Origin of the sequence: Rhodococcus sp. DMF-1, from assembly GCF_021441945.1 — a bacterium.
GTDB lineage: Bacteria > Actinomycetota > Actinomycetes > Mycobacteriales > Mycobacteriaceae > Rhodococcus > Rhodococcus ruber.
In genome coordinates, this window is the sequence record NZ_CP090442.1 from 977,146 (window position 1) to 993,009 (window position 15,864).

Consider the following 15,864-nt stretch of genomic DNA (forward strand, 5'->3'; position numbering starts at 1 on the left):
TCACTTCTCCGACCTGCTGTGAGTGATCTCACGCGCCCTTCCGTACCCGGTAACCCGCACGGAACAAAACATGAGGAACCCCTCATGATTTTGTGTCACTCTTGGGTAGCCCGAACGAGCAGATCAGAGCCATCAGAACGCCAACGGCGGCGCGGGCGGCCAACGAGAGAACCACGCCCTCGAGGTGTTCAGGAGAGGAACTACACGCGTGACGATCGACGAGACCACACCAGCCGACAACGGACGGAACTCGAAGGCATCACGACGCACCGGCGACCGGGGGATCGGCCCCGCCTCCCGAAAGGGCGCGCTGGTCGACAAGCTCCTCGCCGGGGAGTCGTACGCCCTCGCCTTCGGCGGCCAGGGTGCCCCGTGGCTCAGCTCCCTCGAGGAACTCAGCCGCGACAACGGACTCGAGCCGGTCCTGACCGAACTGGTCAACGAGGCCGACGCGCTGCTCGCGCCCGTCGCACACGACCTCGTCGTGGTGCGCCCGAGCGGCTTCGACCCCATCGCTTGGATGCTCGAGCAGGAAGTCGCCGACGAGGACGAGACGCCCGTCGCCGGTCCCTCCGAGACCACACTGACCTCCGCCGCGGTGTCGCTGCCCGGCGTGTTCCTGACCCAGGTGGCCGCGCTGCGCGCGCTGGCGAACCAGGGCCTCGACGTGACCGCGCAGGCCCCGGCCGCCGTGATCGGCCACTCCCAGGGCGTGCTCGCCGTCGCGGCCACCGAGGCCGCCGGCGCCAAGGACGGGCAGATCCTCGCGATCGCCCAGCTCATCGGTGCCGCTGCCACCCTCGTCGGCCGTCGCCGCGGCATCATCTCCGGCGCCGAGCGCTTCCCGATGCTCGCCGTCGCCAACGTCGACCCCGAGCGCCTGCGCGCCGTCGTCGCCGAGGTCTTCGCCGACCAGGATCCGCAGCGGTCCGCCGTCGTCGCCATCCGCAACGCCCGTCGCCGTGTCGTGCTGTCCGGTCCGCCGGCCGCACTGGCGCGCGTGCAGCAGCGCTGCGAGGAGATCGCCGCCGCGGAGACCCGCGAGCGGGAGGCGAAGAAGCGCGGCGGTGCCGTGTTCGCCCCGACCTTCGAGCCGGTCTCCGCCGAGATCGGTTTCCACCACCCCGCGCTGGCCGACGCTGTCGAGCAGGTCGCCGACTGGGCGTCGCGCTGCGGCCTGGACGCCGACCTCGCCCGTTCGCTGGCGCAGGAAGTGCTCGTCGACCCTGTCGACTGGGTCGCCCTCGTCGACGACGCCGTCGCGGCCGGTGCCTCGTGGATCCTGGATCTGGGTCCCGGTGAGCTGCTGACGCGGATGACCAGCTCGGGCCTGCGGGGCCAGGGTGTGGGCATCATCGCCGCCGCGACCCGCGGCGGTCAGCGCAACCTGCTGACCCCGGGCGCGGAGCCCGAGGTGCCGCAGCCGTGGTCCGCATTCGCGCCGAAGCCGGTCACCCTGCCCGACGGCCGTCAGGGTGTCGAGACGGCGTTCACGCGCCTGACCGGCCGTTCGCCGATCCTGCTGGCCGGCATGACGCCGACCACCGTCGATCCGAAGATCGTCGCCGCCGCGGCCAACGCCGGCCACTGGGCCGAGCTCGCCGGTGGCGGTCAGGTCACCGAGCAGATCTTCGCCGACCACGTCGAGGAGCTGAAGGGGCTGCTCGAGCCGGGCCGCGCCGTGCAGTTCAACTCGATGTTCCTCGACCCGTACCTGTGGAAGCTGCACGTGGGTGGCAAGCGGCTCGTGCCGCGGGCCCGCGCCGCGGGCGCACCGTTCGACGGTGTGGTCGTCACCGCCGGCATCCCCGAGCTCGAGGAAGCCGTCTCGATCATCGAGGAGCTGACCGAGGCCGGCATCAGCTACGTCGCGTTCAAGCCGGGCACCGTCGCGCAGATCCGCTCGGTGATCCGCATCGCGAACGAGGTGCCGAACTACCCGGTCATCGTCCACATCGAGGGCGGCCGCGCCGGTGGCCACCACTCGTGGGAGGACCTCGACGACCTGCTGCTCGCCACCTACGCCGAGCTGCGCACCCGGTCCAACCTGGTGCTGTGCGTCGGCGGTGGCATCGGTACCCCCGAGCGGGCTGCCGACTACCTGACCGGCCGCTGGTCCACCGCCCACGGCTTCCCGGCGATGCCGCTCGACGGCATCCTGGTCGGCACCGCGGCGATGGCGACCCTCGAGGCGACCACGTCGCCCGAGGTCAAGCGGATGCTCGTCGAGACCCCCGGCACTCCGGACTGGGTCGGCGCCGGCACCGCCTCCGGCGGCATGGCCTCCGGCCGGAGCCAGCTGGGCGCGGACATCCACGAGATCGACAACGCGGCGTCCCGCACGGGCCGCCTGCTCGACGAGGTCGCGGGCGATGCCGAGGCCGTGGCCGCACGCCGCGACGAGATCATCGCCGCGCTGGACGTCACCGCGAAGCCGTACTTCGGCGACGTCGCGGAGATGACCTACGGGCAGTGGCTCACCCGCTACCTCGAGCTCGCCGTCGGCTCGCAGGAGGTGGCCGACGCGGCCGAGAACCCGTGGATCGACGTCACCTGGCGTGAGCGTTTCCGCGAGATGCTGCAGCGCGCCGAGTCCCGGCTGCACCCGGCCGATCGTGGCCCGATCCCGACGCTGTTCGCCGACGATGCGGCCCTCGACCGGCCGTACGCGGCGCTGGCGGCGCTGACCGGGCAGTTCCCGGATGCCGAGTCGGTGGTCCTGCACCCGGCCGACGTTCCGTTCTTCGTCGCGCTGTGCCGCACCCCGGGCAAGCCGGTGAACTTCGTGCCGGTGGTCGACCAGGACGTGCGTCGCTGGTGGCGGTCCGATTCCCTGTGGCAGGCCCACGATCCGCGCTACAGCGCCGATCAGGTCTGCATCATCCCGGGCACCGTCGCCGTCGCGGGCATCACCCGCGCCGACGAGCCCGTCGGTGAGCTGCTCGACCGGTTCGAGAAGGCCACCGTCGACGAGTTGGTCGCGGCCGGTGTCGAGCCGGTGCAGATCGCGGCTCGTCGTCACCAGGACCTTGCGTCCGGTCTGCTCGACGCCGTGCTGTCGGCTCCGGATGTGAACTGGGCCGGCCGGCAGACCGTGAACCCGGTGCACCGCCTCGGCGACCTGGACGAGTGGTCCGTCGAGTCCGACACGGCCGCCGTGCACGCCGCGACGGGCGCCACCCTGAGCGTCCTCGACGCCGAGCACGTGGGCCTGACGGTGCCGCTCGCGGGGGACAAGACCGTCGAGATCCGCCTGACCGTTCCGGCCGCCGTGCACACCGGTGGCGCTCCTGTGGTCACCGCGGAGGACGCGTCGGCGTCCATGTCGGCGCTGCTCGGTGTCGCCGCGGGCCAGGAGCTGCCCGCCGTGAAGAAGGGCGCGGCCCGCATCACCCTCGGCTGGCTGCCGGAGAAGATCGCCGACCATGCCGGTGTCACGGGTTCGGGACTGCCGTCGACCCTGACCCCCAGTGCCCACGGTGTCCCCGACGTCCTCGTCGGCGCGTGCTGGCCGGCGGTGTTCGCCGCGCTCGGCGCCGCGCAGACCGACGCCAGCCTGTCGGTGATCGAGGGCATGCTGGACCTGGTCCACCTCGACCACGCCGTGGACGTGAAGGACGGTCTGCCGACCGATCCGTCCATCCTGGGTGTCAAGGCCGAGGTGCAGGACGTGGTCGACACCGACCTCGGCCGGGTGGTCGAGGTGCACGTGGAGATCACCGCCGACAACGGCAACGGTTCCGGCGACGCCACGGTCGCGACGCTGATCGAGCGCTTCGCGATCCGTGGCCGCATCGGCAAGGCGGAGCTGGCCGATCCGGTCCGCGCCGGCGGTGCCGTGAGCGAGGACGCGGTGGAGACCCCGCGTCGTCGTCGCCGCGACGCCGTGATCGTCGCCCCGATCGACATGAGCGCCTTCGCGCGTGTCTCGGGCGACCACAACCCGATCCATACCTCGGACAATGCCGCCCTGCTGGCCGGCCTGGGCACCCCGATCGTGCACGGCATGTGGCTCTCGGCCGCCGCCCAGCAGGTCGTCACCGCCCTCGAGGCCGACGCCAAGCTGCCGGCCCGCCGCCTGACGGCGTGGACCGCGCGGTTCCTCGGCATGGTGCGCCCCGGCGCGCAGATCGACGTGCGAGTCGACCGCATCGCGACCGACCGCGGCGCCGAGATCGTCGAGGTGGGCTGCCGCGTGGACGGCGACCTGGTGATGGTCGCCACCGGCCGCACCGCTGCCCCGCGCACGGTGTACGCGTTCCCCGGCCAGGGCATCCAGCGGCCCGGCATGGGCCTGGACGCGCGTGCCCGCAGCAAGGCCGCCCGGGAGATCTGGGATCGCGCCGACAAGCACACCCGCAAGGCCCTGGGCTTCTCCATCCTGGCCGTGGTGCGCGACAACCCGACCGTGCTCAAGGCCCGCGGTGTCACCCACAAGCACCCGGACGGCGTGCTGCACCTGACCCAGTTCACGCAGGTCGCGATGGCGACCCTGGGTGTCGCCCAGATCGCGGAACTGCGTGAGGCCGGCGCCTTCGTCGAGGGCGCGTTCCTGGCCGGTCACTCGGTGGGCGAGTACAACGCCCTCGCCGCGGTGGCCGGGGTGCTGCCGCTCGAGGCGGTGCTCGAGGTGGTGTTCAGCCGTGGCTCGGCGATGCACGCCCTCGTGCCGCGCGACGAGCACGGCCGCTCGAACTACCGCATGGCCGCGATCCGTCCGTCGCAGTTCGGTGTCGCCGACGCCGATCTCGAGGCGTTCGTCGCCGGGGTCGCGGAGGAGACCGGGGAGTTCCTGCAGATCGTCAACCTGAACCTGCGCGGCTCGCAGTACGCGATCGCCGGCACGGTCGCCGGTCTCGAGGTCCTCGAGTCCGTGATCGAGCGCAAGGTCGCCGAGTTCGGTGGCAAGCGGGCGTTCATCCTGGTTCCGGGTATCGACGTGCCGTTCCACTCGACCGTCCTGCGCGGCGGCGTGGACGACTTCCGGGAGCGTCTGCTGAACCTGCTGCCGGAGCAGATCGATCCCGACATCCTCATCGGCCGCTACATCCCGAACCTGGTGCCCAAGCCGTTCGACCTGGGCCGGGAGTTCGTCCAGGAGATCGCCGACCTGGTGCCGTCCGAGCCGCTGGCCGAGGTCCTCGCGGACTTCGACACCTGGGCGGCCGATCGCTCGAAGCTGTGCCGCGTGGTGCTCGCCGAGCTGCTCGCGTGGCAGTTCGCGTCCCCGGTCCGCTGGATCGAGACGCAGGACCTGCTGTTCGCCGACGAGGCCGACGGTGGCCTGGGCGTGGAGCGGTTCGTCGAGGTCGGCCTCGGTGCCGCCCCGACGGTCGCGAACCTGGCGTCGCAGACGCTGAAGCTGCCGGGCCGCTTCGGGCAGCCGGTCGAGGTGCTCAACATCGAGCGTGAGGCCTCGGTCGTGTACTCCACGGACGTCGATCCGGCGCCGGTGGAGGACGACGAGCCGGCCTCGGCCGAGACGTCCGCTGCCGCCCCGGCCGCGGCTGCCGCTCCGGCCGCCGCACCTGCCGCTCCGGCGGGTGGACCGCGCCCGGACGACATCGCGTTCAAGGCCGCCGACGCCACAAAGGTGCTCATCGCCCTGTGGACGAAGCTGCGCCCGGATCAGGTCGGTCCCGCCGACACGATCGAGGCGCTGTGCGACGGGGTGTCCTCGCGGCGTAACCAGCTGCTCGTCGACCTCGGTTCGGAGCTGTCGCTCGGTGCCATCGACGGTGCGGCCGACGCCGACATGGGCGCGCTCGCCGCCACGGTCGATCGCCTGGCCCGCACCTACCGGCCCTTCGGCCCGGTGCTGTCGGATTCCATCAACGACCACCTGCGCAAGGTGTTCGGCCCGTCGGGCAAGCGTCCCGCGTACGTCGCCGACCGTGTCACCAAGGTGTGGGGTCTGGGCGAGGGCTGGGCGTCGCATGTGACCGCGGAGGTCGCGCTCGGCAGCCGGGACGGTTCGTCCGTCCGCGGCGGTGCGCTCGGCGGCCTGTCCGACGGCGCGCTGTCCGACGGCGGTGCCGTCGACAAGCTGATCGATGCGGCGGTGCAGTCGGTCGCCGGTCGCCGCGGCGTCGCGGTGTCGATGCCGTCCGCCGGTGGCGGTGGCGGCGCCACCGTCGACGCTGCCGCGCTCGGGGAGTTCGCCGAGGGCATCACCGGCTCGAACGGTGTGCTCGCCAAGACCGCGCGTCTGATCCTGTCCGAGCTGGGCCTGGCCGACGCGGTCTCGGACCTCGCGGACAAGGCGGACACCGAGCTGGTCGACCTGGTCTCGGCGGAGCTCGGTTCCGACTGGCCGCGGCTGGTCGCCCCGGCGTTCGACGCCCGCAAGGCCGTGCTGATCGACGACCGGTGGGCGACGGCTCGTGAGGACCTGGCCCGCGTGTGGCTCGGTGCCGAGATCGCCGCGGAGCGCTTCGCCGGTGCGGGCGCCACGGTGGCCGCGCACGCGACGTTCTGGGCGGGTAAGGCCACCGAGGCCGGCCGCGCGGAGCTCGCGCAGACCTTCGAGGCGATCGCGACGGCTGCCCGGCAGACCGGCGACGCCGAGTACGCGGGCGAGGTCGCCGTCGTCACCGGCGCCAGCAAGGGCGGGATCGCGGCCGCGGTCGCGGCGAAGCTGCTCGCCGGCGGCGCGACGGTCGTGGTCACCACATCGAGCCTGAGCGACAGCCGCCTGGGCTTCTACAAGGAGCTGTACGCAGGCAACGCGCGGTCCGGTGCGGCCCTGTGGGTGGTCCCCGCCAACATGGCGTCCTACTCCGACGTCGACGCGTTGGTGCAGTGGCTCGGCACCGAGACCGTGGAGACCGCGGGCGGCGCCAAGAAGCTGATCAAGGAGGCCCTGACCCCGACGCTGCTGTTCCCGTTCGCCGCGCCGCGCGTGGTCGGGTCGATGGCCGACGCCGGTGCCCGCGCCGAGATGGAGATGCGGGTCCTGCTGTGGTCGGTGGAGCGGCTCATCGCGGGGCTGGCCGACATCGGCTACGACCGCGACGTCGACACCCACCTGCACGTCGTGCTGCCGGGTTCGCCGAACCGCGGCAAGTTCGGCGGCGACGGTGCGTACGGCGAGGCGAAGGCCGCGCTGGACGCGATCGTCAACCGCTGGCACGCCGAGCGCACGTGGGCCGAGCGGGTCACCCTCGCCCACGCCCTCATCGGCTGGGTCCGGGGCACGGGCCTGATGGGCGGCAACGATCCGCTGGTCGAGGCCGCCGAGGCCGCCGGGGTGCGCACCTGGTCGACCGACGAGATGGCCGTCGAGCTGCTGAAGCTCGTCACCGCCGGGTCCAAGGAGTCCGCCGCGTCCGCACCGCTGGTGGCGGACCTGACCGGGGGCCTGTCCGAGGCCGACATCGACCTGCCGGCTCTGGCCAAGCAGGCCCAGGAGGAGGCCGAGGCGAACGCCGCGGCCGAGACCGAGTCCGACGAGGTCACCATTGCGGCGCTGCCCGCGCCGCCGCGCCTGGACGCGACGACGCCCGCGCCGGAATGGAAGGCGCTCGACGTCGATCCCGCCGATCTGGTGGTCATCGTCGGCGCCGGCGAGCTCGGCCCGTACGGCTCGGCCCGCACCCGCTTCGAGATGGAGGTCGACGAGGAACTGTCGGCCGCCGGTGTGCTCGAGCTGGCCTGGGTCACCGGCCTGGTGGCGTGGGAGAACGATCCCACGCCGGGCTGGTACGACGCGGAGACCGGCGATCTGGTGCCCGAGGCGGAGATCGCCGACCGGTACCACGACGCGGTGGTCGAGCGCTGCGGCATCCGCCGCTACGGCGACGACGGCGCGATGATCGACAATGCGGCGCCGCTGCTGACCTCGGTGTTCCTGGACAAGGACCTGTCGTTCGTCGTCGGGTCCGAGGCCGAGGCCCGCGCGTTCGTCGACGCCGACCCGGAGAACACCGTCGCAAACTCGGTTCCGGACAGCGGTGACTGGACCGTCACCCGCAAGGCCGGCACCGAGATCCGGGTGCCCCGCAAGATGAACCTGACCCGCACGGTCGGTGGCCAGATCCCGACCGGGTTCGACGTCACCAAGTGGGGCATCCCCGCCGACATGGCCGAGTCCGTGGACCGGGTGGGCCTGTGGAACATCGTGACCACGGTCGACGCGTTCCTCTCGAGCGGTTTCACCCCGTCGGAGCTGATGCGCTGGGTGCACCCCTCGTATGTGGCGAACACCCAGGGCACCGGCATGGGCGGCATGACCTCGATGCGGTCGCTGTACATCGACACGCTGCTCGGCGAGTCCCGCGCGAACGACATCCTGCAGGAGGCCCTGCCGAACGTCATCGCCGCGCACGTCGTGCAGTCGTACGTCGGCGGCTACGGCGCGATGGTGCATCCGGTGGCGGCGTGCGCGACGGCCGCGGTCTCGGTCGAGGAGGGTGTCGACAAGATCAAGCTGGGCAAGGCGCAGCTCGTCGTCGCCGGCGGTTTCGACGACCTCGGTATCGAGGGCATCGTCGGGTTCGGTGACATGTCGGCCACCGCGAAGTCGGACGACATGACGGCCAAGGGCATCAGCGATCGCCGGTTCTCCCGGGCCAACGATCGCCGGCGCGGCGGGTTCGTCGAGTCCGCCGGTGGCGGCACGGTCCTGCTCGCCCGCGGCGACCTGGCGCTGGAGATGGGCCTGCCCGTCCTCGGTGTGGTCGCCTGGGCCGGTTCCTTCGCCGACGGCGTGCACACCTCGATCCCGGCCCCGGGCATCGGTGCCCTCGGCGCGGGTCGCGGCGGGCTCGAGTCGGGCCTGGCGCGGGAGCTGCGCAAGCTCGGTGTCACCGCCGACGACATCGCGGTGATCTCCAAGCACGACACCTCCACAGCGGCCAACGACCCGAACGAGGCGGAGCTGCACGAGCGCCTGGCGGGGTCGCTGGGCCGCAGCGACGGTGCGCCGATGTTCGTGGTGTCGCAGAAGTCGCTGACCGGTCACGCCAAGGGTGGCGCGGCGGCGTTCCAGCTGATCGGCCTGTGCCAGGTCCTCAGCCAGGGCGTCGTCCCGCCGAACCGCAGCCTGGACTGCGTCGACGACAAGATGGCCGGGTTCGAGCACCTGGTGTGGCCGCGCACCCCGCTCCGCTTCGGCGAGCGGTACGCGCTCAAGGCCGGTCTGCTGACCAGCCTCGGGTTCGGCCACGTGTCGGGGCTGATCGCGGTGGTCCACCCGCAGGCGTTCGTCGAGGCGATCCCGGCGGAGCGCCGGCAGGCCTACGTCGAGCAGGCTCAGGCCCGCGCCGTCGCCGGTAAGCGCCGCCTCGCGGAGGCGATGACCGGGGGTGCGGCCCTGTACCAGCGGCCCGCCGACCGCCGCTTCGGCGGGGACTCGGTGCCGGCGGACGCGGCACGCCAGCTCGAGGCCGACGTGCTGCTCTCGCCGCAGGCACGACTGGGCGACGGCGACGTGTACCGTTCGGGTCTGCCCGGCTGCAAGTAGCCGACGGCCGCACGGTCACAGAGAGCGGGTCACGGGACGGATGGGAGTTGCGGGGATCGGGTTCGACCTGGTCACGGTGTCGGAGTTCGAGGAACAGCTGGGCCGCGCAGGCACGGCGATGCTCTCGAACTTCACCCCGGGCGAGCGTCGGGACGCGAACACCCGCAGCTCCCGTCCCGGCCGGCACTTCGCCGCCCGGTGGGCTGCGAAGGAGGCGCTGATCAAGGCGTGGTCGGCGTCGCTGTTCGGCAGCCCGCCGGTGCTGCCGGAGACCGTGCACCGGCAGATCGAGGTGGTCTCCGACGCGTGGGGCCGGCCCGGGATCCGGCTGCACGGCGACGTCGCCGCGCACCTGACCGGGGTGCGGATCCACGTCTCGCTCACGCACGACGGAGACATGGCGGGGGCGTTCGTCGTGCTCGAGGAGGACCCGCAGGGGTAGCGGCCCGGGTTTCAGGCGGAGGAAGTGCGGACTTCCTCCGCCTGCCGCGTTTCGGGGTCGTCGGCCCGGCGGGACTCCTCCGCCCGGGAGGCCTCCTCACGGCGCTTGCGTCGCTTGGCGCTCGTCCGCGACTCCTTCTCGGCCACCATCAGGTATGCGCCCATCAGCCGCTTGAGTTCGACGACCGCGTCGGCGTGGCTCTGGTCGTCCTGCACGGAGAAGTTCAGCATCGAGTACACGACGTGCACGAGCACCTCGGCCATCAGAGTGCGGCGCTCGCGGGGGGTGTCGGGCATCAGCGGAGCCAGCATCCGCGCGATCTGCTCGGCGAACTCCTTCTCGTGGATCGCGCCGGTCGCCCGCGTCGACGGGGTGGACTGCATCGCCAGCCACACCTCCCGCCGCGACGGGTCCGACATCCACAGCCCGGCGAGATGGTCGACGAAGGAGTTGAGGAACCGCAGCCAGTCCACGGACGGGACGACGCCGTCGAACTTGGCGAGTTCGTCCTGCACGCCCACCAGGTCCTGCCGGTTCAGTTCACAGACGATGACGTACTTGTTGGCGAAGAACTGGTAGAGGGTGCCGATGGGGACGTCGGCCCGGGCGGCCACCTCTTCGCAGGTGAACGACTCGAAGCCGACCTCGGTGAGCAGTTCGCGGGACGCGGCGAGCAGCGCGTCGAACTTGCGCCGGCTGCGCTCCTGCGTCGGGCGGCGGCGCGGCACGAGCTCCTGGGGGGCCGCCTGGACCTCCAGCGCCGGGTCGATTCGGCGTGGGGTACGGCCGCGCTTCGTTGCAGACTCCACGCGCCCAGGCTAGCCGGAGGTTGTCCGAATTCCGAACTTCTAGCTGTGAGGGCGAGTCCCAGCTAACACCGCGGAGCCGCCGTCGGCTCACTTGACGAGGGTGAACTGCATGACGTCGATGTGTCCCGTCCGGAAGTGCTCGGCGGAACCGTTCAGGTACTTCATGAACCGCTCGTACATCTCCTCCGACGACAGGGCGACCGCCTCGTCGCGGCGGGCCGACAGGGCCGCGGCCCAGTGTTCGAGGGTGCGGACGTAGTGCGGAGCCAGGGCCTGGATGCGGTCGACCCGGAACCCCGCCCGCTCCGCGCCGTCGACCACCGTCTCCGGCTGCGGCAACTGCCCGCCGGGGAAGATCTCCCGTTTGATGAAGATGTGGAACAGCGCGTTCTCGCGGGTCACCGGGATTCCCCGCTCGCGCAGGGTGGTGAGCCGGTGCCCCACGATGGTGTGCAGCAGCATCCGGCCGTCCGGCGGCAGCATGTCGTGGCACTTGGTGAAGAACTGGTCGTAGCGTTCGCTCCGGAAGTGCTCGAACGCGCCGATGCTCACGATGCGGTCCACCCGCCCGTCGAACTCCTCCCAGCCCTGCAGACGCACGTCCACGGTGCGGGGGCCGGGCAGTCGCGCGGCGAGATCGCGGACGTGCTCGTACTGGTTTCGGCTGAGGGTGAGCCCGATGGTGTCCACGTCGTAGTGCGTGGCCGCACGCAGCATCGTCGAGCCCCAGCCGCATCCGACGTCGAGCAGTGTCATGCCCGGGTGCAGGTCGCACTTGCCGAGCGACAGGTCGACCTTGGCGGCCTGGGCCTGCTCGAGCGTCATGTCGTCCCGCTCGAAGTACGCGCAGCTGTAGGTCATGGACGGGTCGAGGAACAGGGTGAAGAACTCGTCCGAGAGGTCGTAGTGGGACTGGACCTGCCGGTAGAAGGGCGTGAGTGCGGTCTGCGGACTGGGTGGCATCGCAGTGCCTTCCGTTCGAGGGTCGGCCGGCCCCCCGCCTCCCGTGGACCGTTCCGCCCGTTGGCGACCCCGACATCGCGAAATGTACGCCGGATATCGGCGCGCCGGGCATGCTTCGATCGGGACGGGCTGTACCCGTACCGAAAACGAGACACAACGATCGGGAGGTGCCGTGGACGTCGCGGAGATGTGCGAGCGGGTGCGCCGGCTCCTGCCGGCAGCGCGCGCGGACCTCGCGGAACTCGTGGCCTTCCGGTCGGTGGCGGATCCGCGTCTGTTCCCGCCCGAACAGTGTGTCGCGGCCGCGGAATGGGTGCGCGACGCGTTCACCGCCGTGGGCATCGAGGGCACGGGGCTGATCGAGACCTCCGACGGCTCCCTCGCGGTGTTCGGGCACACCCCCGCACCGCCGGGGGCGCCGACCGTGCTGCTCTACAGCCACTACGACGTGCAGCCCCCGGGCGACGAGTCGCTGTGGCACAGCCCGCCGTTCGAGCTCACCGAACGCGACGGCCGGTGGTACGGCCGCGGTGCCGCGGACTGCAAGGGCAACCTGGTGATGCATCTGCTCGCGCTGCGGGCGCTGCGTGAACTCGGGCCGCTGCCGGTCGGGGTCCGGATCGTCGGCGACGGCTCGGAGGAGACCGGCGGCGGTGGTCTCGAGGACCTCGCCCGGGCGCGTCCCGAGCTGTTCGCCGCCGACCTGGTGCTCGTCGCGGACTGCGGCAACGCGGAGGCGGGACGGCCGACCCTCACGACGTCGCTGCGCGGCCTGGCGAACGTCGTCGTGCACGTCGACGCCCTGGCCGGGGAGATCCACTCGGGGCAGTTCGGCGGCGCGGCCCCCGATGCTCTCGCTGCGCTGGTGCGCCTGCTGTCGAGCCTGCGCGACGAGGCCGGCGACACCGTGATCGACGGCCTCGACAGCCACGGCACGTGGGAGGGCGAACCCTATCCGGACACCACGTTCCGCGCGGATGCCGGTGTGCTCGAGGGAGTCTCGTTGCTGTCGTCCGGGACGGTCGCCGACGCCGTGTGGGCGCGGCCCGCGGTGACGATCCTCGGGATCGACGCGCCACCCGTCGTCGGCTCGGCGGCCGCGGTCGTGCCGCGCGCGTCCGCGCGGCTGAACCTGCGGGTCCCACCGGGGACGGACCCGCTCGCCGCGCAGGATGCCCTCGTCGCGCACCTGCATGCGCACGCGCCCTGGAACGTGCGGGTGCGGGTCGACCGGGAGGGTGTGAGCGAACCGTTCCGGGCGGCGACCGGCGGGCCGGGATACGCCGCGCTGCAACGGGCGCTCGGCGCCGTCTACGGACGCGAGGTCGGCACGGTCGGGCAGGGCGGCTCGATCCCGCTGTGCACCGTGCTGCAGCAGGTGCTGCCGGACGCGGAGATCGCGCTGCTCGGCGTGGAGGAGCCCGGCGCCCGCATCCACGCGCCCGACGAGAGCGTCGACCCGTCCGAACTCGAGCACATGGCCGTCGCGGAGGCGCTGGTCCTCGCCTCACTCGGCCGGTGAACCGGAGGTCAGACCGACAGGTCGCGGCGCAGTTTTGCGACGTGCCCCGTGGCGCGGACGTTGTACTGCGCGACCTCGATCCGGCCGTCCTCGTCGACGACGAACGTCGAACGGATCACGCCCGTGACGGTCTTGCCGTACATCTTCTTCTCACCGAACGCACCCCATGCCGTCAGCGTGGTCCTGTCCGGATCCGACAGCAGCGGGAACGTCAGCTGCTCGGCGTCCCGGAACTTCGCGAGCTTGGCCGGCTTGTCGGGGGAGATGCCCACGACGGCGAGCCCGGCGCCGTTCAGGTCGGCGAGGCTGTCGCGGAAATCGCAGGCTTGCTTGGTGCACCCGGGAGTGCTTGCCGCGGGGTAGAAGTACACGATCACCTTGCGTCCGCGGTAGTCCGACAGGGATACCTCGTTGCCGTCCGCGTCGGGGAGGGTGAATTCGGGAGCCGTGTCGCCGGGAGCGAGCCTGCTGCTGTTTTCCGTCACCTCCGAGAGGGTAACGGACCTGTGCGTCCACTACCGTGGTCGCAGCACAGTGCAGCGACCAACTGGAGGATCACGTGGGTAGGGACACCGAGGCCATCGAACGGGACATCGAGAACGCCCGCAACCAGCTTGCGAGCACCCTCGACGAATTGAGTGTGCGCGCCAGCCCGAAGAACGTGATGGCGCACACCAAGCAGACCGTGATGGAGAAGGTGAACCAGCCCAACGTCAAGTACGCGCTCGTCGCGGTGGGCGCCGTCGTCGGTGCGCTGGTGCTGCGCAAGCTGTTGCGCTGAATTCTGTCGCGCTGAATTCTGTCGCGCCGAGTTCTGTCGCGCCGAGTTCCGGCCCCGAAGGGCACCGTCGTCCGGCGTACCGGACCGCGGTGCCCTTCGTCGTCTCCGGGCGGCGTCGGCGCGCGGGCCGATCGGTGACCTTGGACCGTTCCGAGTTCGATCATGGCGTGATTGACTGAGAGTGAGCCACACCGCGCCATCTCGGAGGGGGCTGACGGCCATGCCGAACGCACAGCGGATTGCACGACTTCTTCTCGTCTCGATCCTGACCGCCGTGGCCCTGCTCGGCTCCGGGGCTGCGGCCACTGCTGGGACGCTCGGCGGTGCTTCGCCGACACGGCTGCCCACGTCGGCGCTCGAGCCGGCGAACGGCGCGGTGGTGGGGGTGGGGCACCCGGTGACCATCCGGTTCGGCGCCCCCGTCGCCGACCGCGCCGTCGCCGAGCGTGCCGTCGAGATCACCACGTCGAAGCCGGTGAGCGGCCACTTCGCGTGGCTCGACGACCGCCGGGTGCAGTGGGTTCCCGACGACCTCTGGCCGGGGCACACCACCGTGACCGTCGCCGTCGCCGGAGCGCGCACCCAGTTCCAGGTGGGCGACGAGTTCGTCGCCGTCGCGAACCGCTCGACGCACCAGTTCACGGTCCTCCTCAACGGCGAGGTGGTACGGACGATGCCGGCGTCGATGGGCAAGCCCGGCTACGAGACCCCGGTCGGCACGTTCTCGGTGCTCGAGAAGTTCCGCGACCTCGTCATGGACTCGTCCACCTACGGCGTCCCGATCGACTCCCCGGAGGGCTACCGCATCGACACCGAGTACGCCGTGCGGCTCACGTGGGGCGGCATCTTCGTGCATGCCGCGCCGTGGTCGGTGGACTCGCAGGGGTATGCGAACGTCAGCCACGGGTGCATCAACCTGAGCACCGAGAACGCGCAGTGGTACTTCGACCGGGTGAAGATCGGCGATCCCGTGATCGTGGAGGGCTGACCGGCGGGCTTCGCCCGCCGGCGCACCGGACCCGGGACGGCTACTTGATCACTGCGCCCGCGTCGATCGGCAGCTGCACCCCGGTGACGTAGCGGCCCGCGTCGCTGACCAGGAACAGGATCGCGTTGCTGATGTCGACCGGTTCGACCCATTCGATCGGCAGGGCGTTCATGGTCTTGAACGACTCGCCCGCTTCCTCCCGGGTGATCTCCGACGGCTTCTTGTCCGGGTTGAAGACCGCGTAGGTCTGCTCGTTGTGGATCATGTCGGTGTCCACCGACGTGGGATGCACCGAGTTGACCCGGATCATGTGCGGGGCGAGCTCGTTGGCGAGGGTCTTCGTCAATCCCACCACGCCGTGCTTGGCCGCGACGTAGTGCGCCAGGTTCGCCAGTCCCTTGATGCCGGCGGTGGAACTGGTGAGCACGATCGCTCCGCCACCGTCGTTGGCCTTCAGGTGCGGCACGGCCGCCCGCACCGTCTTGAACACCCCCGTGAGATTGATGTCGATCATGTCGTCCCACATCTCGTCCGTCAGGTCCTCGACGGGCGCGAAGCTGGCGATGCCGGCGTTCGCGAGGACGATGTCGAGCCGGCCGAGCTGGGCCACGCCGTCGTCGACCGCCGACTTCAGGGCGGCACTGTCGCGGACGTCGGCCTGGCCGGCGACGATCCGCCGGTCCAGCGCCTCGACCTGCCGAACCGTCTCGGCCAGGTCGTCCGGCGTGGCGAGGGGATAGCCCACGGAGTCGACCTGCGCGCAGAGATCGACCGCGATGATATCGGCGCCCTCCTCCGCCAGCCGGACCGCGTGACTGCGGCCCTGCCCGCGTGCAGCACCGGTGATGAATGCGACCTTGCCCTCGAGCTGACCCATGGTGGTACTCCTCCGGCAT

9 protein-coding genes are annotated in these 15,864 nt (G+C 71.3%); 5 read left to right on the forward strand and 4 right to left on the reverse strand.

All coding sequences use genetic code 11. From position 1 onward, the window contains the following. Positions 1-208: 208 nt before the first annotated feature. Positions 209-9,463: a type I polyketide synthase gene (locus LZP97_RS04570; RefSeq protein ID WP_040271625.1), complete on the forward strand. Its 9,255-nt coding sequence runs from the start codon at positions 209-211 to the stop codon at positions 9,461-9,463. Positions 9,464-9,503: 40 nt separating this feature from the next. Next, entirely contained in the window at positions 9,504-9,905 is a 402-nt protein-coding gene (acpS, locus tag LZP97_RS04575) for a holo-ACP synthase AcpS (protein ID WP_010596770.1), read from the forward strand. An 11-nt stretch (positions 9,906-9,916) separates the two neighbouring features. Here the strand turns inward: acpS and LZP97_RS04580 are convergent, their stop codons facing one another. Together LZP97_RS04580 and LZP97_RS04585 are read right to left on the reverse strand one after the other, a co-directional pair. Then, a complete protein-coding gene (locus LZP97_RS04580; RefSeq protein WP_026137844.1) occupies positions 9,917-10,714 on the reverse strand; it encodes a TetR family transcriptional regulator in 798 nt (265 codons plus the stop codon). A gap of 87 nt (positions 10,715-10,801) precedes the next feature. Further along, the gene (locus tag LZP97_RS04585; protein ID WP_040271629.1) at positions 10,802-11,677 is read right to left on the reverse strand and encodes a cyclopropane mycolic acid synthase family methyltransferase; all 876 of its coding nucleotides are present in this window, start codon (positions 11,675-11,677) and stop codon (positions 10,802-10,804) included. A gap of 187 nt (positions 11,678-11,864) precedes the next feature. Between LZP97_RS04585 and LZP97_RS04590 the strand changes: the two genes are divergently transcribed. After that, entirely contained in the window at positions 11,865-13,199 is a 1,335-nt protein-coding gene (locus tag LZP97_RS04590; RefSeq protein ID WP_040271734.1) for a dipeptidase, read from the forward strand. Positions 13,200-13,207: 8 nt separating this feature from the next. Here the strand turns inward: LZP97_RS04590 and bcp are convergent, their stop codons facing one another. Continuing rightward, a complete protein-coding gene (bcp, locus tag LZP97_RS04595; protein WP_010596774.1) occupies positions 13,208-13,684 on the reverse strand; it encodes a thioredoxin-dependent thiol peroxidase in 477 nt (158 codons plus the stop codon). Between the two features lie 74 nt (positions 13,685-13,758). Here bcp and LZP97_RS04600 point away from each other — a divergent pair, with 74 nt between their 5' ends. Continuing rightward, the gene (locus LZP97_RS04600) at positions 13,759-13,980 is read left to right on the forward strand and encodes a DUF3618 domain-containing protein (RefSeq protein ID WP_003938940.1); all 222 of its coding nucleotides are present in this window, start codon (positions 13,759-13,761) and stop codon (positions 13,978-13,980) included. 220 nt (positions 13,981-14,200) lie between these two features. Next, positions 14,201-14,968 carry a L,D-transpeptidase gene (locus LZP97_RS04605; RefSeq protein WP_010596775.1) on the forward strand — a complete coding sequence of 256 codons (768 nt, stop codon included), beginning with the start codon at positions 14,201-14,203 and terminating at the stop codon, positions 14,966-14,968. Between the two features lie 40 nt (positions 14,969-15,008). On the opposite strand, the gene LZP97_RS04610 is transcribed toward LZP97_RS04605, so the two are convergent. Further along, positions 15,009-15,845, reverse strand: coding sequence for a mycofactocin-coupled SDR family oxidoreductase (locus LZP97_RS04610; RefSeq protein WP_010596776.1), 837 nt, complete (start codon positions 15,843-15,845; stop codon positions 15,009-15,011). Positions 15,846-15,864: the final 19 nt, after the last annotated feature.

Coding starts and splice junctions, on each gene's coding strand:
- acpS (WP_010596770.1), top strand. CDS start 9,504: ATGGGAGTTGCGGGGATCGGGTTCGACCTGGTCACGGTGTCGGAGTTC.
- LZP97_RS04585 (WP_040271629.1), bottom strand. CDS start 11,677: ATGCCACCCAGTCCGCAGACCGCACTCACGCCCTTCTACCGGCAGGTC.
- LZP97_RS04590 (WP_040271734.1), top strand. CDS start 11,865: ATGTGCGAGCGGGTGCGCCGGCTCCTGCCGGCAGCGCGCGCGGACCTC.
- LZP97_RS04605 (WP_010596775.1), top strand. CDS start 14,201: ATGCCGAACGCACAGCGGATTGCACGACTTCTTCTCGTCTCGATCCTG.
- LZP97_RS04610 (WP_010596776.1), bottom strand. CDS start 15,845: ATGGGTCAGCTCGAGGGCAAGGTCGCATTCATCACCGGTGCTGCACGC.